Here is a 20,833-nt window from a genome sequence, read left to right as displayed (position 1 = left end):
AGCCGGTGCCGGTCGGGGTGGCGGGTGAGTTGTATGTCGCGGGTGCGGCGTTGGCGCGGGGTTATGTGGGCCAGGCGGGTCTGACCGCGGAGCGGTTTGTGGGTTGTCCGTTCGGTTCGGGTGAGCGGATGTATCGGACCGGGGACCGGGTGCGGCATCTTCCGGATGGGCGGTTGGTGTTCCTGGGCCGGGTCGATGATCAGGTGAAGATCCGCGGGTATCGGGTCGAGCCGGGCGAGATCCACACCGTCCTGACCGCGCATCCCGACGTCGAGCAGGCCGCCGTGATCGCCCGCGAAGACAACACCGGTGAACGACGCCTGATCGGCTACGTCGTGCCCGACAGGGACGCCGACCCGGCGCACCTCCCCACCCAGCTTCAGACGTTCGCCGCGAAACGACTACCCGCCCACCTCGTCCCCAGCGCCCTCGTCGTCCTCGACGCCCTACCACTGACCTCCAACGGCAAACTCGACCGACAAGCACTACCAGCACCCGAGACCCCGTCCGAGAAGGCCGACAGGCGGGCGTCCTCAGACGTACGGGAGGAGATCCTCCGCGCCGCGTTCGCCAACGTGCTCGGTCTGCCGGCCGTCGGACCCGACGGGGACTTCTTCGGCCTCGGGGGGCACTCCCTGCTCGCCGTACGGCTGATCTCCCGGATCCGTGCACTGCTCGGCGTCGAGGTGGAGATCCGGGTGCTGTTCGAGTCGCCGACCCCGGCTGGACTGCTGGCGCGGCTGACGGACGCCGACGAGGTCCGTGCGCCGCTGGCGGCCCAGGCCCGACCCGAGACGCTGCCGCTGTCCTACGGCCAGCGGCGGTTGTGGTTCATGGCCCAGCTGGAGGGTCGTACCGCCACCTACAACATCCCCCGGACGGTCCGGCTCGGCGGCATCGTGCATCCGGATGTCGTGGCCGCCGCGCTGCGCGACGTACTCGACCGGCACGAGGTGCTGCGCACTGTCTATCCGGTTGCCGACGGCGAACCGTACCAGCGGATCGTGCCCGTCGATGATGTTCCCGAGCCGCTCACCCATGTCACACTCGATGCCGCAGACCTGACCGAAGCGGTCGCGGCGGCCAAGGAGCACGAGTTCGACCTGGCTGTCGAGGTGCCGATCCACGCCTGGCTGTTCAGCACGGGCCCGGAACAGCACGTCCTGGTGGTGGTGATGCACCACATCGCGGGCGACGGTTGGTCCTGGGGCCCCCTCACCCGAGACTTCTCCCTCGCGTACGCGGCACGACGGGAGGGCGTCCCGCCAGCCTGGACGCCGCTGCCGGTGCAGTACGCGGACTTCGCGCTGTGGCAGCGTGATCGGCTGGGCGACGTGACCGAGCCGGACAGCCTGATCTCCCGGCAGGTGGCGTACTGGCGGGAGGCCGTCGCGGGGGCGCCGGAGGAACTGCCGCTGCCGGCCGACCGCCCCCGGGCGGCGGTCGCCAGTCATCGGGGACACGCCGTACCGGTGCGGATCACCGCCGAAACGCACGCGCGGCTGATGGACATCGCCCGCGCCGAGGGCGTCACCCTCTTCATGGTGCTGCACGGCGCGCTGGCGACGTTGCTGTCCCGTCTCGGAGCGGGCACCGACATTCCGATCGGCTCCGCGGTGGCCGGACGGGGCGACGAGGCGCTCGACGACCTCGTCGGCTACTTCGTCAACACGTTCGTGTTGCGTACGGACGTGTCCGGAGATCCGACGTTCGCCGAGATCCTCGGGCGGGTGCGGGAGACCAGCCTGAGCGCGTTCGCCAATCAGGACGTGCCGTTCGAGCGGCTGGTGGAGGAGTTGGCGCCGAGTCGATCGCTGGCGCGGCATCCGTTGTTCCAGGTGATGTTGCTGCTGGAGAACACCGCCGACGTCGCGTTGACCCTGCCCGGCGCGGACGCCGCGGGCGGCGGTGTACCCGGCGGCCCGACCACCGTCAAGTTCGACCTGGACTTCAGCATGGCCGAAGTCCGCGATCGTGATGACGCTCCGGCCGGGCTGGTCGGGGCCGTGGCTGTTGCCGCTGACCTGTTCGACGAGGCGTCCGCCCGGCGCATCGCCGACCGGTGGGTGCGAGTGTTGGATCTGCTGGCGGCTGATTCCTCCGTGCGGGTCAGCGCCGTGGACGTGCTGGACGCCAACGAGCGGCATCAGGTGGTCGCCGGATGGAACGACACGGCTCTGGACGTGCCGGGCGCCACCGTGGTCGAGATGTTCGAGGCGCAGGTGGCACGCACGCCGGACGCGATCGCCGTCGAGTTCGGCGAGACGGTGTTGACCTTCGCAGAGTTGGACGCGCGCGCCAACCGGTTGGCCCGACACCTGGTCGCCCGAGGTGTGGGCCCGGAGTCGATCGTGGCGACGGTCTTCGAGCGCACCGAGGATCTCGTCGTCGCGCTGCTCGGCACCATCAAGGCCGGTGGCGCGTACCTGCCGATCGACCCGGCGTATCCGTCGGAGCGTACCGCCTACGTGATCGGCGACGCCGGAGTGGTCTGTCTGTTGACAAGCGCCCGGATGCGCGCGCAGCTTGCGGACTTCGGGGTTCGTCCGGACGAGCCGGGCGGTCTTCCGGTGATCTGTCTCGACGACCCGGCGGTGGTGGCCGACCTGACCGGGCGTGACAGTGGCCCGTTGCGTGTCGGGCCGCGTCGGGAGCATCCGATGTGGGTGATCTACACCTCCGGCTCGACCGGACGTCCCAAGGGTGTACTTGTGGAGCATCGTGCGGTCGGGAACTTCCTGGCCGCGATGCAGGAGCGGTTCCGGCTGACCGGCGAGGACCGGCTGCTGGCGGTGAGCACGGTGGGCTGCGACATGGCGGGCTTCGAGCTGTGTCTGCCGCTGGTCACCGGAGCGCGGATCGTATTGGCGTCGCAGGAGCAGGTACTGGATCCGTGGGAGCTGCGCCGGATCGTCCGCGACCGCGAGGTGACGGTCGTGCACGCCACTCCGAGCCTGTGGCGAGGGCTGGTCTCCGACGACGATGACCCGGTCGACTGGACGAGGGTGCGGGTCACGGTCGGCGCAGAGGCGCTTCCCGAGGAACTGGCGCGGACACTGATACACCGGGCCGGCGAATTCAGCAACCTGTACGGTCCGACGGAGACGACCGTCTGGTCCACCGCCCGCCGCACGACCTGCGACGCGGAGAATGTCTCCGCCATCGGCGGTCCGGTGGGAAACACCCAGGTGTACGTGCTCGACGCCCGGTTGGCGCCCGTGCCGCCGGGAGTCGCCGGTGAGCTGTACATCGCGGGCAACGGACTGGCCCGTGGCTATCTCGGTCGGCCCGGCCTGACGGCGGAACGGTTCCTGGCCTGCCCCTTCGGCGGGGCGGGTCGACGGATGTACCGCACCGGTGATCTGGTGCGCTGGAACCCCAGCGGTGATCTGGAGTTCCTGGGGCGGGCGGACGACCAGGTGAAGGTCCGTGGCTTCCGGGTCGAGTTGCGGGAGATCGAGGCGGTGCTGGCCGCCCACCGGAGTGTCGCGCAGTGCGCGGTGCTGCTGCGCGAGGACAGCCCGGGGGACCGGCGCCTGGTCGCCTATGTGGTTCCGGCGCCCGGCGCGGACAAGGACCTCGGCGTCGTCCTGCGCGCCGAGGCGCAGGGTCGGCTGCCGGGATACATGGTCCCGGCGGCGGTGGTGGAACTGGAACGGTTCCCCCTGATGCCGAACGGGAAGCTGGATCGTAGGGCGTTGCCGGCGCCGGAGTACAGCTCCGGGGACGGCGAGCGCAGCCGCAGCAACGCCGTCATCGAGGACGCCCTGTGCGAGGTGTTCGCCGAGGTTCTGGGCGTGCCCAAGGTCGGCCCCCAGGATGACTTCTTCGCTCTGGGCGGCCACTCGTTGCTGGCCGTACGGTGGGTCGAGTCGGCGCGACAGCGGGGCCTGTCGTTCGCGGTGCGGGACCTGTTCGTCGCCCCGACCGTGGCTCAGCTGATCGAGCGAATCGACCTCGCGTCCATGGCCAACGGCTTGGACGTGTTGCTGCCCATCCGCACCAAGGGCGACCGGCCTCCGTTCTTCTGCCTGCCGCCGGCCGGTGGGTTGAGTTGGACCTACAGCCCGCTGGCCCGGTTCGTGCCGAAGGGCATCCCGCTGTACGGGGTGCAGTCGCCGGGTATGGACGGCAGCCGCCCGTTGACCAGCTCGCTGCGGGAGGCCGCGGCGATCTCGATCGAGGCGATCCGGGCCGTGCAACCCACCGGCCCCTACCATCTGCTCGGCTGGTCCTACGGCGGGGCGCTCGCCCACGAGATGGCGGTGCAACTGCAGGCGGTGGGGGAGCGGATCGGCGCCCTGATCATCCTCGACCAGTACCCCACGGACCCGGGTATCGCGGCTGTCATCGGTGACCAGCCGGTCGTGGACGAGGAGACCCAGCTCGACCACCTGACCGAGGTCGTCCGCAAGGAGGCCGGCGCCGTGCTCGGTAACGCCGCGGAGGAGGAGTTGCGACGCTTCGCGCGAGTGTGGGCCAACAACTTCACCTGCATCGAGAGCCACGGGTACGGGCGGTACGACGGTGACGCCCTGGTGATCGTGGCCGGCCAGAACCCGGAAGGCTGGCCCACCCCCGAACTGTGGCAGCCCTACATCACCGGGACGATCAGCGAGGCCCGGGTACCGTGCGCACACTCGGACATGAACACCCCGGCGATGCTCGGCGAGATGTGGACCGCCGCGGCGACCTGGCTCGGCCTCGGCGCGCAGGATGAGGCGACCGAGCCGCAGGACTGATCGCAGCGTCGCCGTGACCGCGCCGTCGAGCCGGGCCAGCGCGGTCGACGTGGACCCGTCCGGGCGGACCTGCCGCCTCGGGTGACGCCCCACCGCACACCAGTGGCCGGTAGCCCGGCCCGGTGTCCCGACAGCAGATCGGTCCGGGACGGCAGCCGTCCCGGACCGATCGGGGGAGTCAGCGGTTACGCCGTCGCCGGGACATCCGCGGTGCGCTGGGCGAACTGGGTCCGGTACAGCTCGAAGTAGAGCCCTCCGGCCAGCAGCAGCTCCTCGTGGGTGCCCCGCTCCCGGACCCGGCCCTGGTCGATGACCAGGATCTGGTCGGCCTCCCTGATGGTCGACAGTCGATGCGCGATCACCAGTGAGGTGCGACCGGCCAGCGCGTTGCGCAGGGCGTGCTGAATCGCGAGCTCCGACTCCGAGTCCAGGTGCGCGGTCGCCTCGTCGAGCACGACGACCGAGGCGGCCTTCACCAGCAGTCGGGCCAGTGCCAGCCGCTGCTTCTCGCCACCGGAGAACCGGTAGCCGTGCTCGCCGACCACCGTGTCCAGACCGTGCGGCAGGACCTTGACGGTGTCCCAGATCTGGGCCGCGACACACGCGTCTATCAGCTCCTGTTCCGTCGCTTCAGGCCTCGCGTACAGGAGATTGGCCCGGAGGGTGTCGTGGAACAGGTGCGCCTCCTGGCTCACCGTGCAGATGGCGTCGCGCACCGACTGCAGGGTCAACTCACGCAGGTCCTGACCGCCGAGATACACAGTCCCGGAGCGCGGGTCGTACAGCCGCTGCACCAGGTGCGTGATCGTCGACTTGCCGGCGCCCGAGGGGCCCACCAGCGCGGTGAGCTTGCCGGCCGGTGCGTGGAACGACAGCCCTCGCAGGGTCAACCGATCCTCCGGCTGGCCGGGCTCCGGCATCGCGATCGATTCGAGCGAACCGAGCGGCATGTCGGCCGCCGTGGGATAGTGGAAGGTGACGTCCTCGAAGCGTACGTCCGGCGCCGAGCCGTCGGGTGGTACGGGCAGCGACCGAGCGGCCTCCCGTTCGCGCACCTGCGGCTGCATGTCGAGCAGCTCGAAGAGACGCTCGAAGCTCAGGGCGGTGGTGAGCGCTGCGACGTGGATCTCGGAGATCTCGTTGACGGGGCCGTACAACCTGCTCAGCAGGGCAGCCATCGCGACCAGGGTGCCGATCTGGACGGTGCCCTGGATGGTGAGATAGCCACCGACGCCGTAGACGACCGCGGTGATCAGCGCCGTCACCACGGAGACCAGGATGCCCATCATCCGGGCCTGCAGCACGGTGACGGCACGGACGTCGCGCAGTCGGGCCGCCCGATCGCCGAACAGCCGTGACTCCTCCTCGGGCCGTCCGAAGAGCTTGGTGAGGATCGCTCCCGAGACGTTGAACCGCTCACTCATCATCGAGCTGAGTTCGGCGTCGAGCTGCATGGTCCTGCGGGTGAGTCGTTGCATCCGGCGGGCCAGCAGCTGGATGGGCGGCAGGAAGATCGGGATCAGCACCAGCGAGAGCAGCGCCAGTTGCCACGACAGGTAGATCATGGTGCCGATGACGAACACCAGGGTGAGAATGGTGCTGGCCGCGTTGGACAGCAGAGTGGTCACCGCCTGTCGGGCACCGATGACGTCGGTGTTGAGGCGGCTGATCAGTGCACCCGTTTCCGCCCTGGTGAAGAACGCCACCGACTGCTTCTGAACGTGGGTGAAGACCTGGGTGCGGAGGTCGTAGACGAGCCCTTCGCCGACCCGGCCGGTGAGCAGACCGGTGGCGTACGCGACCGCGGCGTCGACCAGGGCCAGGCCCACCACGGCTGCGCAGAGCCACAGTACGACCGAGGTGCGGCCGGGCAGGATGCCGTCGTCGACCACGGCCTTGAGAATGACCGGGCCGGCCGCGACGATCGCCGCCTCCACGACCGTGAGCAGCAACAGCAGGCTGAGCCTCCAGCGGTACTTCAGCACGTACGGCAGGATGCGCCGCAACGTACGCCAGCGGACCTCCGGTCGTTTCGTCGAAGATGCGGCGGGACCGTTCTCCGCCATGCCAATCCGCCTTTCGTCGGGGTGCCCGGCCGGGCGCGACGCCCAAGGGCTGGGGTGGCGTGGTCGTCGACGTGTCCGGTGCCGGCTCCACGAGCCTGAACAGGCCGATCTCGCCGCACCGTGCACTGGGTCGGCGAGTTCTGCCGGCGCTGGGATCAGTGCTTCTGCAGGAATTCGAGGATCGCGGCATTCACCTCGTCAGGACGTTCCAGGTAGCCCAGGTGCCCACACCCGTCGATCTGGACGAGGTCACAGCCGGGGATGGCCTCCGCCGTCTCCGCCACCAGGTGCGGCGGACAGATCAGGTCGTCGGTGAAGGCGATGGCCCGGCAGGGGGCGGTGATACCAGCCAGGGCGGGTCGTAGGTCGCCGAGACTGTCGATGACGGCCTCCTGGCCGATGGCGACGTCCTGACCGCCGGAGAGTTCCATGATGTCGATCCATCCGGCGATGGTCTCTTCGTCGTTGAGGGTCACGGGGGACAGCATCTCCAGCGCCGTCCGCACGGCCCGGTACGAGGCCGGAAGCACGAGGCCGCTTTCCCGCAACGCCTTGTCGGCAAGGGACATTCTCGCCCGCAGCACATCGGTGCGGGCGCGGGTGGCGATCAGGACCGCCGAGCGGACCAGGTGCGGCCAGCGGATCGCCACCGCCTGGGTGACGATGGCGCCGAGCGAGGTGCCGACGATGTGGCACGGACCGAGGTCGAGCGCCTCGATCAGGCCCTGCGTGTCGGCCGCGAGCTCGTCGAGGGTGTAGTCACCGGGCGGCACCGAGGAGGGCGACACGCCCCGGTTGTCGAAGGTGACGGTTCGGTAACCAGCCTGTTGTAGCGCCGGTGTCTGGTGCATGGCCCACACGTGGCCGGCGGCTGACGATCCCATGATGAGCAGGACCGGGTCGCCGGTGCCCCCGCTCTGGTACGACAGCGTGATTCCGTTACTCGTTGCGAAGGGCACGAGGCGGCTCCTCTGCTGTGGTTGCCGAGGGCGCGCCGGGTGCGGAGAGTCGCGACGCCGTAAGGCAGTCGCCCCCGGGGTCGCTCGCTGCTGACGCATCTGCCGTGCACACGATGGCATCGGCCTGTGCCCTCGATCAATGTTCGTGGTCCGCCGTGGGAGTAGACGGTGTTCAACTGCCACTGTGCTGCACCTGAACACGACCAGGCTCTGGCAGGGCTTCAGCGGCGAGTCCCATACATCGGCCGGTGTCGCACCCCCGGTGACCAGGTGATCTCTCTCCGGAGTGGAACTTCCATGCCAAACGTCTCGACCCGTTCGATGGTCGGTGGTTAGGATAGACCGGCACGCTATTTTATTCAGGTTTGTCAATGCACGGGCCGGTGGGAAGAGGGAAAGGTAATTCTGCCGACCTTTCGCACTAACGGGGAGTGCAATTGAATCAGTCGCAATTCTTCACCGTCGCAGCCGTGGGCTCGATACCTGAAAGTGTGTCCCCAGTTCAGCATCTCGATTTGTTGAGAGGTGGGGTCGCGCCGACGTGTCGGGTGCCGGTGAGTTCCCTTCTACCTGCGGATTCGCCGCGCAGCGAGGGTGAGGACCCGGAGCATATCCGGGTGCTTGCGAGTATTGAGGCGAAGCTACCGCCCATCATTGTGCACCGGGCGACGATGAGAGTCATCGATGGCATGCATCGACTTGCCGCTGCAAAGCTCCGCAATGACGAGACGATCGGTGTTCGCTTCTTCGAAGGCACGGAACGGGAAGCGTTCGTGCTGGCCGTGAAGGCCAACATCGCCCACGGCCGTCCATTGTCGCTCAATGACCGGACGAGCGCGGCCGAGCGCATCATGGGGTCCCACCCGGCTTGGTCGGACCGAGCCATCGCGGTGGCCGCGGGGATCAGCGCACGGCTCGTGGGCAACCTGCGCCGACGACTCGCGGTGGAGGATGACTCGTTCGACGAGGCGCGGTCCCGAGTCGGCCGCGACGGGCGGATACGCCCGTTGGACAACGCGGAGGGACGCCTCAAAGCGGCCGAGGTGATCCGAGAGTCACCGATGGCCTCGCTGCGTGAGATCGGCAAGCGAGCTGGCATCTCCCCGGCGACTGCCAGCGACGTCCGCAAGCGGATCGAGCGCGGTGAGGACCCGGTCCCCGGCAACAACGAGCGAGCCGAGCGTCGGCCGGTGCGTCCGGCACGCCGAGGCGGCGACCCGGCCGACGAACCAGACATCGAGGCGATGCTGCACGGGCTACGGGTTGATCCGTCGCTACGGTTCAGCGAGACTGGTCGAGATCTGCTTCGGTGGATTCTCTCCAAGGCGCTGCGGCCCGGAGAATGGGAGCACATCAGCGACGGGCTTCCGCCGCACGCCACCTATATTTTAGCCGATGTTGCCCGTCGGTGCGCCGACGAATGGCGTGAGATCGCCGACGACCTCGACCAGCGCTCCCGCCGCATGGCCTGACGTGGGCTGCAGCGTTATCGCTGCCGACGCCGGGAAACGCCCACCCTCGCTCTTCCCGGACGACTGGTCAGGCCAGAAGGGCTCGCGCCAACGAGGAACCATTCCGGCAATTCCCATACTTCCCCTGGTGCGCGTCCGGCCGGTCGTGCTGCACCATCTCCCAGCTGGAGGAACAACGATGAACCCTGAAAGCGAACAGAAGTATCTCCGCTCCAATGTCATCATCGAGCCGCTGGTGGACCGGTTCTACGCCTGGCTGTACACGGTTGCGCCGGCCCAGGCGGCAATGAATCTGGCCAATGTGCAGATGCCGCTGCTGGAGTCGTATCTGCACTCGCCCCAGGTGCATATCGCGGCCAGCAACAATCCGGAGCTGCGGGGTGGCTACTTCGTCAACATCGAGGAGTCCCGCGCCCACGAGGTCGCCACCCTCGTCGATGCGATCAAGCGCGACCGGGCAGACATGCTGGAGTTCGCCGCCGCTGTCGCCGAGGCGGAGGATCTGGTTCGGGAGAACGCCATCGGCTTCGATCTGTCCCCGCTGTACCCGAAGCTGCCGGCAGCGCTGCACGGTCTCGTCGAGCTGGCCTACGACACCAGCAACCAGCCGTCGGTCCGGTTCCTCGAACCGCTGCTCTACCACAGCTCGGTCTACGACGAGCGCCGTCAGTCGATCCAGATCTCGCTCGACGACGGTGTGGAGCGGCCGTTCATCCTCAGTACCCCCCGCCTGCCCCGCCCCGGGGTGCTGGATCTGGCGATCCCGTTCCGGCACCCGGGCCTCGAGGCGCTGGTCCGGGCGCGGGTCGAGCCCACCACGCTCGCCGCGTTGCGCGAGGCCCTGGAACTCGACGATGAGCAGGCTGCCCTGCTGGAGACCATGCTCAGCGACCAGCCGAGCCTGTCCCCGGACCGGCACATCACCAGCGGCGGGCGGATCCGCTACTTCGGCCACGCGTGCCTGGTGCTGCAGACGCCGGAGGCGGCCATCGTCACCGATCCCTTCATCAGCACGGACAACACAAAGGGCGGCCGCTACACCCTTGACGACCTGCCCGACTTCATCGACCTGGTGCTGATCACGCACGGCCACCAGGACCACATCGTCCTGGAGACCCTCCTGCAGTTGCGGGGGCGGGTCGGCAAGGTCGTGGTGCCGCGGACCTCCCGCGGCAATCTGGTCGACCCGTCGATGGGCCTGTACATGAAGCACCTCGGGCTGCCCGTCGTCGAGGTGGACGACTTCGATGAGATCCCGTTCCCTGGCGGCACGGTGATGGCGACACCCTTCCTCGGTGAGCACGCCGACCTCGACATCCGCGGCAAGTCCACGTACGCCGTCCGGCTCGCCGGGGCATCCGTCTTCATCGGCGCCGACTCCTCGGGCATCGACCCCACTCTCTACCGCTACATCCGGGAGAAGGTCGGGAAGGTCGACATGGCCTTCCTCGGCATGGAGTGCGACGGCGCCCCACTCACCTGGCTCTACCAGGGCCTGATCACCAAGCCGGTGAGCAAGAAGATGAGCGACTCCCGCAAGCTGTCCGGCTCCAACGCCGCGCAGGCGGCCGCGATCACCGTGAAACTCGGCGCCGACGAGGCCTGCATCTACGCCATGGGCGAGGAGTGCTGGCAGGGGCACGTCATGGCGACGACGTACACCGAGGACACCTACCAGCTCAAGCAGATCGACGAGTTCCTCGCCTGGTGCTCGGAGCACGGCATCACCGGCGAACACCTCCTCAACCAGCGGGAGTGGAGCTGGTGAGGCACCGCCCCGAGTCACATCGAGAGGAAGGCTGGCGATGAGCGCCCAGTCTCTGGCATATGTGGAGCTGTACGTCGGTGACTCACCGGCCGTCCAGGACTACTTCATGACGGCCATGGGCTTCACCCGTGTCGCGGAGTCGGTCACGGACCGCCAAACCTCCTCGTTGCTTCGCCAGGGCGAGGTGGACCTGGTCGTCACCTCCGGGCCGGCAACGACGCAGTTCCTGAACGAACACGGAGACGGTGTCGCCGACATCGCCCTGAGTTGTGACGATGTTCCGGCGACGAGTGATGCCGCACGCGCGGCCGGAGCCGACGTGACGGTCGTCGACGGGCAACCGGTGGTCTCCGGCTTCGGCGCGGTGCGGCACACGCTCGTCCCCGCCGACTTCGGCCGGTGGCCGGCGAATCGGGTCAGGACGCGCCAGCCCGGCGCGCCGACTGAGTCGGGCCGGCACGTCCGACTTCTCGACCACGTGGCGATCTGCGTCGCCGGCGGATCGCTGCAGAAGGTCGTCGACTTCTACGGCGCTGGCCTCGGCCTGACCCCGTTCTCGAGCGAGTACGTCGACGTCGGTGGTCAGGCGATGGACTCGGTGGTGGTACGCAGCGCCTCCGGCGGGGTCACGTTCACGCTCGTCGCGCCCGACCTGGCCCGGAACTCGGGCCAGCTGGACGCCTTCCTGGAGCGCAACGGTGGACCCGGAGTGCAGCACCTGGCATTCCTGGTCGACGACATCCTGTCGGCAGTCGCGCAGTTCAGGGAGCGCGGCGTGACGTTCCTGAGCACGCCACGGTCGTACTACGACATGCTGGGCGAGCGGTTCCCGGAGATGGCGTCCGAGATCGGCGCGCTGCGGGCGGCGAACGTGCTGGCGGATCGGGACGAGTGGGGATATCTGTTGCAGCTGTTCTCCCGGTCGCCCCACGATCGGAACACCCTGTTCTATGAGCTCATCCAGCGTCGTGGATCGCGCGGATTCGGCTCGCGCAACATCCGAGCGCTCTACGAGGCCGTGGAGCGTGACCGTCTGGTCGCGGAGTGACCGAGGCGCAAGCTCCAGGTGATGTCGTCGATCTGGCCGACTTCGCCCGCCTCGCCCAGCAGCGACTGGAGCCCGGGGTCTGGGACTTCATCGCCGGCGCTGCGGGGGACGAGCGTACCCTCGCGGCGAATCGGGCGGCCTTCGACCGGCTGCACCTCGTACCCCGGGTGCTGACCGGGTCCGCTCGGCCCGCTGCGGAAACCCGCGTGCTCGGGCGTACCTGGGCCGCGCCGCTGGGCATCGCGCCCACCGCGTACCACACTCTGGTGAACCCCGACGGTGAGGTGGCTACGGCTGCTGCTGCCGGGTCAGCGGGGTTACCGTTCGTGGTGAGCACGTTTGCCGGGCGCTCGTTCGAGGACATCGCCAAGGCCGCCAGCGCGCCGCTCTGGTTGCAGGTCTACTGCTTCCGGGACCGCTCGACCACCCGTCGGCTGATCGAGCGGGCCGTGCAGGCCGGTTTCGACGCCTTGGTGCTCACGGTCGACGCGCCCCGGCTGGGGCGTCGGCAGCGGGACATCCGCAACGGATTCCGGTTGCCGATCGGGGTGTCCGCAGCCAACATCGCGGGCACCGACGGGCGTTCGCCCAGTGACCACGCGCTGGACGAGTTCGACGCGGGGCTGGACTGGTCGGTGGTGGGTTGGCTGCGCTCGATCAGCCCACTGCCGATCCTGTTGAAGGGCATCCTGCACCCGGCGGACGCCCGGCGGGCAGTCGACGTCGGGGTGAGCGGTCTGCTGGTGTCCAACCACGGTGGTCGGCAGCTCGACGGTGTGCCAGCCACCGTCGACGTCCTGCCCGCCATCGCCGCCGAGGTCGCCGGTGCCGTGCCGGTGCTGCTCGACGGTGGTGTACGCCGCGGTATCGACATCCTGATCTCGCTCGCGCTGGGAGCGGACGCCGTGCTGGTGGGCCGTCCGGTGCTGCACGGCCTAGCGGTCGGAAACCAGGAGGGCGTCCAGCAGGTACTGGACATACTGGTGGACGAGATGCTCGACGCGATGCTCCTCTGCGGCACCGCCACGGTCGCCGATGCTGGTCCGCAGCTCCTATTGGAACGAGGGCTGTCGCCGTCGCACGGCCCGGTTCGGACCGAACCGGTGCACGAGCCGGCCGCGTCGAGGCCATCGGTCGGGCTACTGAGGCAGGACCTGCATGCCAGCTTGAGCGACCCGGTGCTGGACACCATGAACTTCCTGAACGAGGTGGCGACCCACTTCCCGCGAGCGGTGTCCTTCGCTCCGGGACGCCCGTTCGGCCCGCTGTTTCCCGATCCGGAACTGATGTTCGATCACGCGCGGCGCTACCTGGCGCACCTGGAGGCCGGGGGTAGCTCGGCCGAGCAGATCCGGGAGCAGCTTCTCCAGTACGGGCCGGCCAGCGGGATCATCCGAGACCTGATCGCCGACTCGCTCCGGCTGGACGAGGGGATCGAGGTGTCTCCGGACGCGGTGGTGGTCACCACCGGAGCCCAAGAGGCGATGCTGTTGACCGTGCGGGCGCTGATCGCCGGCCCCGACGACGTCCTGCTTGTGTCCACCCCGTGTTATGTGGGCATCACCGGGGTGGCCCGACTGCTGGGCGTCACAGTGGTGCCGGTGCCGGAAGGGCCAGCCGGCTTCGATCCGGCCACGGTGGAGGCGGTGGTGCGCACCGAGCGGGCACGGGGTCGTACACCACGCGCCTGCTACGTGGTGCCGGACCACTCGAACCCCTCCGGCAACACCATCCCGATGGCCGCGCGGGCCGCGTTGCTGGACCTTGCCGCCCGGTACGACTTCCTCGTTCTCGAGGACAGCCCGTACCGGCTGGTCAGCCCGGGCGGTCAACTCCCCACCCTGAAGAGGATGGACGATCGGCGTCGCGTGGTGCAGCTCGGCTCGTACTCCAAGACCTTCTTTCCCGGGCTCCGGGTCGGGTTCGTGGTAGCCGACCAACCGGTCACCGACGGCGCCGGGCAGAACACCCTGCTGGCCAAGGAGATCGCCAAGATCAAGAGCATGGTCACGTTGAATACCGCACCGCTGAGCCAGGCGGTGGTCGGCGGCATGCTGCTGGCGGGCGGGCGAAGCGCGACCGCCCACACCACGGAGTCGTCCCGGTTCTACGGCGATGCCATGGCGAGCACGCTGAGCCTGCTCGACAGGTGGTTCCCGGCCGAGCGCCGAGAGTCGCTCGGTGTGCGGTGGAACGCGCCCGCTGGCGGGTTCTTCCTCAGTCTTGAGGTCCCGTTCCCGGCGGACGAGGCCGCGCTTGCCCGATCCGCCGAGGAGTTCGGTGTGATCTGGACGCCCATGTCGTACTTCTATCCGGATGGTGGCGGTGAGACCAGCATCCGGTTGTCGGTCAGCTACCTCTCCCCGGAACAGCTTGAGGAGGGCGTGGCCCGGTTGGCGCGGTTCATCACCGCCGAAGCCGCCCGCTGCCTCCCGGCTCGCTCGACAGCCCTTCCCCCGCTCTGACCGGCGGGGGGAGGGCTGTCGGCCTACTCACTGCGCAACACCTGCCCGATCGGTAGGCGGGCCGCCGACCGTGCCGGCAGCAGCGCACCGATCGTCGCGATCACCAGCCCGGCCAGGGGCAGCAGGAGGACGACTGGAACATCCCAGACGTTCAGGAGGAACCCCGGGGTGTCGATCTGCGCTGCCCTGGCGGTCAGCGGCACGATCAGGCGGTGGGCCAACACGCCCAACGGTGTCCCGAGGATCCCGCCGAAGATGCCCAGCGCTGCCATCGACACCACCGTCATCGTCACGACCTGGCTCGGCCGCATGCCGATCGACTTCAGGATCCCCAGATCGCGACGGCGTTCCCGGACGGTCAGCAGGACGGTGTTGAGGACGCCGAGTGCCGCGACGAGGCCCAGCAGCACCGACAGCGTGATCGACAAGCTCAAGACCGAGCTGCTGAAGGAGTTTGTTCCGCGGTTGTCCCAGGCGTACAGGCCGGGCGTGGCCGCGTTGACCCGCCGGACCAGGTCGGCCACGTCAGTGCCCGGCGTTTGTTCGATCTGGTAGAAGAGGTCGGAGCTGGGGAGCTGGTACCCGGGTGCCAACGCGTCGAGGGTCTGCCAGCCGGCGAAGAAGTCAGCCGATCCCACTCCGCTGGACAGCGTCGCACCGACAATCGACACCTTTCGGATCCGTCCGCCGAACTGGAGTGCCACGTCCTCGCCGACGCCGAACCCGCGCTCGTTCAGCACCGCGGTCGGTACGACGATCTCGTCCTCGCCGCGTAGCCAACGGCCCTCGACGATCATTCCCGCCAGTCCGGCGTCGGTGTCGCCGCGCAGGAAGCCGCCGCTCATCGTGCGGGTCTGCCCGGCAATGGTCACCGGCACGACCGTGCTCACGCTGAGGTGCGCGACCCCGGGTAGAGCCCGCAGTAGCGCCTCGGTCTGGGCGGCGTCCAGTTCGGGGGCGACCTGTCCGAAGGCCGGGTTCCCGGGGCGCATGGCGATCGGGGCGGCGTTGTTGACGTCGCTGACCTCCGCGTAGCGCGACACGGTCGCGGCCAGCCCACCGGCGAACACCACGGTGGCCACGCCGAGCACCACGGCGGCCAGGGTCAGGGCGGTCCGTGCCGGCCTGGCGAACGGCTGTCCCAATCCCAGGCTCACCGCGCGGGGCAACCGTGTGCCGCTGAGCCAGCGCTGTACGCCAAGGCAGCGCCCGGCACGCCGCGCGCTGCCTGCGCTGATCGCCTCGGCGGCGGAAAGCCGGTACGCGCGCGCGGCGGGCACCAGGGCGGCGACCACCACGACGGCCGGCACCGCGACAAGTACGACCACCGGCACCCACCAGGCGACGCCAACGTTTCCGCCGAACCCCGACCCGCTGAAGGCGTCGCTCAGTACCGAGCGTGCCACGAGGTAGCCGAGCCCAGTGCCGAGCACGGTGGCGACCATCGCCGGGAGCAGCGCGATGCTGATGTAGACCAGCACGACCTGGCGCGGCGTGAACCCCAGGGCCTTCAGCACACCGATGTGCCGGAAGCCGGACACCACGGCCCCGCTGACGACGTTGCCGATGATAAGAATGGCCACCGCCAGGCCGAGTAGACCGAACGTGGTCAGGAACGGGATGTAGGCGCCGGGGCCGGCGGCGACCGCCTGCCGGACCGTCAACCAGGACTGGGAGCCCAGCAGGGCACCCTGGGGCAGTCCGTCGGTGACCGCCGAGGCGTGGGCCGCCACGGCCGCAGGCGTGTCGGCGTCGGCGAATCGATAGAGCACCTGGGCGGTGGTCGGCCCGAGCGCGACGATCTGGTCGGGGGGGACCCAGGCGTCGGCGGTCTGGCTCACGCTGTACGCCCGACCGACGATGGTCAGGGCGGAGCGCCCGGGTACCTCGATCCGCGCACCGAGCCGGCCTGGTCCGGACTCCGCGTCGGAGGGCGCGGCGTTGAGTACGATCTCGCCGGGCGCGGTGGCCCACCGACCGGCCCACAGGTCGAGACGATCCACCGGTCCGCCCGGGTCGGCTCGGCCGACCACGGTCAGCGCGCCAAGTCCGACCGCGTCGCTGGAGTCAGCCGGCAGGTTGAGGACCGCCCGGGGGAACGGACCTGCGACCGCCTGTACGCCAGCGGAGCGGTCCACTGGCGGCTGAACTGCCGGGGCCTTGGTGGCGTCCAGCACCAGCACCAGGTGTGCGCCGTGTTGTGCGTCGAAGCTCCGGTCGAACGGTCTGGATGCCGCGCTGATGAGGGTCAGCGCGACTGTTGCCGTGGCGGCGGAGACCAGTACCACCAGACCGATCACGAAAGTCTGCACCCGGCGGCGGCGCACCGTCGCTCGGATCGCGCGCCAGGTGGCGGTCATGCCGTTTGCTCCAGCACCCGTTCACCGATGATCGCACCGTCGGCGAGTTCGACCACGCGGGTGGCCACCCGTTCGGCGAGCATCTGGTCGTGGGTGACCAGCAGCAGTGTCTGGCCACGCTGGTTGAGCGCGAGGAGCAGGTCGGCGACCTGGGCACCGGAGGCGCTGTCGAGAGCCCCGGTCGGCTCGTCGGCCAGCAGGAGCGCGGGCTCGTTCATCAGGGCGCGGGCCACCGCGACGCGCTGTCGCTCCCCACCGCTCAGCGTCGCCGGGTAGGCGTCCGCCCGGTCGCCGACGCCGAGTTCGGTAAGTCGTTCCCGGGCGCGCTGGCGGGCCTGAGCGGTAGGCACGCCGGCGAGCTGCCCGGCCAGCGCCACATTGTCCAACGCCGGTAGATCTTCGAGCAGGTTGAAGAACTGGAAGACCATTCCGATCCGCCGACGCCGGAAGAGAGCGAGGCCGGTTTCGTTCAACTGGCTGAGGTCCTCATCGTGCACCACGACGGAACCGGAGGTGGGACGGTCCACCCCAGCCACCAAGTTGAGCAGGGTCGACTTGCCGCAACCGGATGGCCCCATCACCGCGACCGCCTCGCCGGGCCGAATATGGAGTGACACGCCGCTGAGCGCTCGTGTCCCATCAGGGAATTCCTTGCACAAGTCCGTAAGACTTACGATCTGGCCTGATTCGTCACCTTCCAATGGCATATAGCCATCCTATGAGTGCGACCCCCACGGAACATCCGTCCACGGAATGTAGCCCGCGGGCGAGTCGGCCGGAGTCGCCGCGCCGGTGTCGCTGAGCAGCGACGCGAGCAGCTCCGGTTCGACGTTTCCACCGGAGAGCAGCACCCCCACGTCGACGCCGCGGCCGGCTGCGTACTGCGCCGCGCCGGCCAGCGCCGTGGCAGCGGCCGGCTCGACAGTCAGACCGGCGTGCAGGAACAACGCGCGCATCGCATCGACGATGCCCGGTTCGTCGACCGTCACCACGGCGGCCACCCCGTGCTGGGCAAGCGCGAAGGGCAGGTCGCCGATCCGGTCGGGACGTAGCCCGTCCGCGATGGTGTACGACGCCGCGACCGACACCGGTTCTCCGGCGCGCAACGCTGCGGTGAACGCTGGTACCGCCTCCGGCTCGGCACCGACCACCGCCACCCCGTGGGGATGGGCCGCCAGGCAGGCGCCGGCGACGGCGCTTCCACCACCGATCGGGATCACCACGGCGTCCAACCGTCCCCCTTCAGCGGCGACCTGTTCGATCAGCTCAGCCGTCGCGGTCCCCTGGCCGACCACTACCGAAGGGTCCTCGTACGGGTCGACCACGTCGTAGCGGTGCCGGTCCCGCAACTGCAGCACGGCGGCGACCCGCTCCGCCAGCGTCGTGCCGGCGAACATCACCTCGGCACCCGTTTCCCGGATCCGCCGCACCTTCACCGCGGAGATGTCCGTTGGCACGACCAGCACGGCGGGGAGTCGGTGTCTGCGGGCGGCCAGGGCGACTGCGATGGCGTGATTGCCGGTGCTCTGCGCCAACACGCCCCGACTGCCCCGAGCGGCCAGGCGATCCACCGCCAGCAGCGCCCCGCGCAGTTTGAAGGAGCCCCCACGCTGCAGGTTCTCGGCCTTCATCCACAGTCGCACGCCGTAGCGGGCGGTCAGTTGGTCGGAGCGGAGGACCGGGGTCCGGCGCACCCTTCCGGTCAGAGCGCGCCGGGCCTGTTCGAGGTCTCGGTGGATGAGTCGGAGCGCCGACGTTCCGGCCCGGGTGGCACCGTTCCCCTGATCGGACGGCACGGTTGGTCCCCTTCCTGATCGCGTCGGCCGCCCGTGGCGGGGTCGGGCGATCGGAATCCGACGAGACGGGCTTGTCGACCGATTGCGTTGGTCATCGTCACACGGGCCTCAATGCCCGGGAAGAGCCCGCTGAACAGGGCGCGCGACGGGCGGCGGGCACGCCCGGTGGTGGTTGCGGCGGCCGGTGTCCTGGCACGTTCAACCGCGAAAGGTCGGCAGTCGAACGACCAGCCGGTGCGCGCCCAGCGCACGCCGTGCCGACCCGCACCACTGCCCGCTCCGCACCGTGAAGCGACCGCCGTCCGCAGCGCAGCCGCCGCTTCCTGTGGGGTGGCCGTCTCCAGGAGGCAGCCGCCGAGGCTTCGTGCCATCACCGCCTCGCCCGGCCGGTTGCCGAAGCGACGGCAGGTTTCCAGCGCCGCGCGCGTAGCCTGGTGCCAGTCCTCGTGATGTGCGCGCAACGCGTAGCGGTTCGCTCCCCATCCGGCCAGGCAGCGGGCCGCGCCAACGAGCCCTGCTCTGGCGCACGAGACGACGATGGATGTCAGGGTTTCCCGTTCCGACTCGAACCAGTCGATGGGTCTGCGGCGGGCAAGATCGACCACCCGTGGGGCGTCGAGGGCCGCCGGGATGCTGGGATCGTCGAGATGCAGCCGCTCGCAGCGAAGCTGCTGCTGAACGTGCCGGGCCAGGGCCAACCAGGCGGCCGCGACCCGAGACAGCGCTTCCGTCCAGTCGGTTGCCTCGATTTGCCGGTCCAGGCATTCGCGGGCATACCGCCTGGTGACCTCGTGCAGCCGAAAGCGTGGTTGGCCGGCCCGGTCGAGACCGATCGCGTCCACCAGCCGGGCGTCCAGCAGTTGCCGGTAGTGGCGGGCGACGAGGTCGGCGGCTGGGTAGCGGCGCGGTCGAGCAGGGTGGTGATCAGCCGGAAGTCGTCAACGTGGTGGCCGGTCGTGGTGGTGATGCTGATCCGGGCCTCGATCACGCGGACGTGCTGTCCGCCGATGACCGACAGCCAGGACCCGTCGCGGTGGCGGCGGATCAAGGGGAGCCCTGGCCCGGCCGTTACCAGTCGTCCACGGCGTTCCGTCGGACGACTCCGTCGCGCGCGCCGATGGCCAGGGTGGCGCCGTCGGGTGCGTATGCGAGTGAGGGGACCGGGCCGTACCGGCTGACGGGCTCGGTCCCGGGGCGGGTCACGCGGTCAGCAGCGCGGGGGGACGGGGAACCGTGCCGGCCTGTGCCTCCGCGGTCGCGGTGCAGGTCGTGAAGTCGACTCCGACGTACTCCTGGTAGGCAGACATCGGGCGAACCGGGCCGATGCCGAGCCCGCCGACCATCGCGTACCGCAGGATGGCGAGCACCCGGCGGCGGCCGGCCCGGTCCAGGTCGTACCAGTAGTCGTTGCCGGGGACGCGGTGATCCATCCAGTGCCGGAACTGGTTCTCGCGGATGTAGTAGTGCCAGGCCAGCACCTCCACCGGGTGGAACAGGTCGTACCCCCAGGTGAATGCGCGGCTGGCGAGGTTGATCTCCTCGCCCTGGTAGTAGATCCGGCCGTCGTAGGGCACCTCGCGGACGAACGACCCCGGGGCGAAGAGGAAACCGGCGGCCACGAAGCGCGCCGGGATCGGCGCGGTCGCCGCCTGCCACTCGGGGATGCGGAAGTGCTTGAACTGCGGTAGCCCGTCATGGGTCCAACCACTCAGGAAGATCAGGGTCGGCTCGCCCCCACCGGTGAACTCCACCGCCGGGTCGTACGTCGGGGGATAGCAGGTCAGGATCGGCTTCGCCACCCCGGTCTGCTCGGCCATCGCGATCAGCCGGGAGTCCCAACCGGGTGCGAACCGGGTGTGGCTGTCCACCTGTAGATACCAGTCGGAGTCGACGTAGTTCTTCTGGATCTCCGCCCGCGCCCAGCAGACACCACGGCTGCGCCCGGCGTCGAACTCGAGCACCGTGACCCGGGGATCGGCCTGCAACGCCGACACGTCCTCGCCGCCGAGATGCTGCCAGTTGACGACGACGCGCAGCTCGTCCGGGCGGTCGGCCTTCGCCAGGCAGTCCAGCACGGTCGGCACCAGCTCCGGGTCACGGTACGCCGCGACCGAGACGAAAATGCTCACCACACCTCCGTGGAATGATGCGAAAAGG

Annotated in this window: 12 protein-coding genes; 5 read left to right on the top strand and 7 right to left on the bottom strand. The window is 69.3% G+C overall.

All coding sequences use genetic code 11. The features are described from left to right. Nucleotides 1-128 precede the first annotated feature (128 nt). Nucleotides 129-4,742 carry an amino acid adenylation domain-containing protein gene (locus tag GA0070216_RS23425; RefSeq protein ID WP_342670791.1) on the top strand — a complete coding sequence of 1,538 codons (4,614 nt, stop codon included), beginning with the start codon at nucleotides 129-131 and terminating at the stop codon, nucleotides 4,740-4,742. 185 nt (nucleotides 4,743-4,927) lie between these two features. Here GA0070216_RS23425 and GA0070216_RS23420 read toward each other — a convergent pair whose 3' ends face one another. Next, complete coding sequence (locus tag GA0070216_RS23420; RefSeq protein WP_091250229.1) at nucleotides 4,928-6,808, bottom strand: ABC transporter ATP-binding protein; 1,881 nt, start codon at nucleotides 6,806-6,808, stop codon at nucleotides 4,928-4,930. A gap of 155 nt (nucleotides 6,809-6,963) precedes the next feature. Beyond that, nucleotides 6,964-7,767 carry an alpha/beta fold hydrolase gene (locus tag GA0070216_RS23415; protein WP_091250226.1) on the bottom strand — a complete coding sequence of 268 codons (804 nt, stop codon included), beginning with the start codon at nucleotides 7,765-7,767 and terminating at the stop codon, nucleotides 6,964-6,966. A 671-nt stretch (nucleotides 7,768-8,438) separates the two neighbouring features. Here GA0070216_RS23415 and GA0070216_RS23410 point away from each other — a divergent pair. The 4 genes from GA0070216_RS23410 (at nucleotide 8,439) to GA0070216_RS23395 (ending at nucleotide 14,520) form a co-directional block, all read left to right on the top strand. After that, complete coding sequence (locus GA0070216_RS23410) at nucleotides 8,439-9,239, top strand: ParB/RepB/Spo0J family partition protein (RefSeq protein WP_483819057.1); 801 nt, start codon at nucleotides 8,439-8,441, stop codon at nucleotides 9,237-9,239. 178 nt (nucleotides 9,240-9,417) lie between these two features. Further along, nucleotides 9,418-11,007: an MBL fold metallo-hydrolase gene (locus GA0070216_RS23405; RefSeq protein WP_091250222.1), complete on the top strand. Its 1,590-nt coding sequence runs from the start codon at nucleotides 9,418-9,420 to the stop codon at nucleotides 11,005-11,007. 37 nt (nucleotides 11,008-11,044) lie between these two features. Further along, on the top strand, nucleotides 11,045-12,055 hold the full coding sequence (gene hppD, locus GA0070216_RS23400; RefSeq protein WP_091250219.1) for a 4-hydroxyphenylpyruvate dioxygenase: 1,011 nt from the start codon (nucleotides 11,045-11,047) through the stop codon (nucleotides 12,053-12,055). After that, nucleotides 12,052-14,520 carry an aminotransferase class I/II-fold pyridoxal phosphate-dependent enzyme gene (locus tag GA0070216_RS23395; protein WP_091250216.1) on the top strand — a complete coding sequence of 823 codons (2,469 nt, stop codon included), beginning with the start codon at nucleotides 12,052-12,054 and terminating at the stop codon, nucleotides 14,518-14,520. The genes hppD and GA0070216_RS23395 overlap by 4 nt, the downstream gene beginning before the upstream one ends. Nucleotides 14,521-14,543: 23 nt before the next feature. Here the strand turns inward: GA0070216_RS23395 and GA0070216_RS23390 are convergent, their stop codons facing one another. The 5 genes from GA0070216_RS23390 to GA0070216_RS23370 form a co-directional block, all read right to left on the bottom strand. Further along, nucleotides 14,544-16,880 carry an ABC transporter permease gene (locus GA0070216_RS23390; RefSeq protein ID WP_091250213.1) on the bottom strand — a complete coding sequence of 779 codons (2,337 nt, stop codon included), beginning with the start codon at nucleotides 16,878-16,880 and terminating at the stop codon, nucleotides 14,544-14,546. Then, complete coding sequence (locus GA0070216_RS23385) at nucleotides 16,877-17,587, bottom strand: ABC transporter ATP-binding protein (RefSeq protein ID WP_091250211.1); 711 nt, start codon at nucleotides 17,585-17,587, stop codon at nucleotides 16,877-16,879. The genes GA0070216_RS23390 and GA0070216_RS23385 overlap by 4 nt, the downstream gene beginning before the upstream one ends. Nucleotides 17,588-17,596: 9 nt before the next feature. Further along, nucleotides 17,597-18,574 carry a threonine ammonia-lyase gene (locus tag GA0070216_RS23380; RefSeq protein WP_176739099.1) on the bottom strand — a complete coding sequence of 326 codons (978 nt, stop codon included), beginning with the start codon at nucleotides 18,572-18,574 and terminating at the stop codon, nucleotides 17,597-17,599. A gap of 8 nt (nucleotides 18,575-18,582) precedes the next feature. Continuing rightward, on the bottom strand, nucleotides 18,583-19,518 hold the full coding sequence (locus GA0070216_RS34685) for a hypothetical protein (protein WP_176739098.1): 936 nt from the start codon (nucleotides 19,516-19,518) through the stop codon (nucleotides 18,583-18,585). A 357-nt stretch (nucleotides 19,519-19,875) separates the two neighbouring features. Further along, nucleotides 19,876-20,805: a GlcNAc-transferase family protein gene (locus tag GA0070216_RS23370; RefSeq protein WP_091250205.1), complete on the bottom strand. Its 930-nt coding sequence runs from the start codon at nucleotides 20,803-20,805 to the stop codon at nucleotides 19,876-19,878. Between the last annotated feature and the right edge of the window lie 28 nt (nucleotides 20,806-20,833).

The organism is Micromonospora matsumotoense, from assembly GCF_900091525.1.
Classification (GTDB): Bacteria; Actinomycetota; Actinomycetes; order Mycobacteriales; family Micromonosporaceae; genus Micromonospora; species Micromonospora matsumotoensis.
The sequence above is the reverse complement of the archived record's forward strand: the minus strand, read 5'-3'. Positions and strand labels throughout refer to the sequence as shown.

Excerpts from the sequence above, each read along its gene's own strand:
- GA0070216_RS23425 (WP_342670791.1), top strand. The coding sequence starts at position 129 with ATGTATCGGACCGGGGACCGGGTGCGGCATCTTCCGGATGGGCGGTTG.
- GA0070216_RS23420 (WP_091250229.1), bottom strand. The coding sequence starts at position 6,808 with ATGGCGGAGAACGGTCCCGCCGCATCTTCGACGAAACGACCGGAGGTC.
- GA0070216_RS23410 (WP_483819057.1), top strand. The coding sequence starts at position 8,439 with ATGAGAGTCATCGATGGCATGCATCGACTTGCCGCTGCAAAGCTCCGC.
- GA0070216_RS23405 (WP_091250222.1), top strand. The coding sequence starts at position 9,418 with ATGAACCCTGAAAGCGAACAGAAGTATCTCCGCTCCAATGTCATCATC.
- hppD (WP_091250219.1), top strand. The coding sequence starts at position 11,045 with ATGAGCGCCCAGTCTCTGGCATATGTGGAGCTGTACGTCGGTGACTCA.
- GA0070216_RS23390 (WP_091250213.1), bottom strand. The coding sequence starts at position 16,880 with ATGACCGCCACCTGGCGCGCGATCCGAGCGACGGTGCGCCGCCGCCGG.
- GA0070216_RS23385 (WP_091250211.1), bottom strand. The coding sequence starts at position 17,587 with ATGCCATTGGAAGGTGACGAATCAGGCCAGATCGTAAGTCTTACGGAC.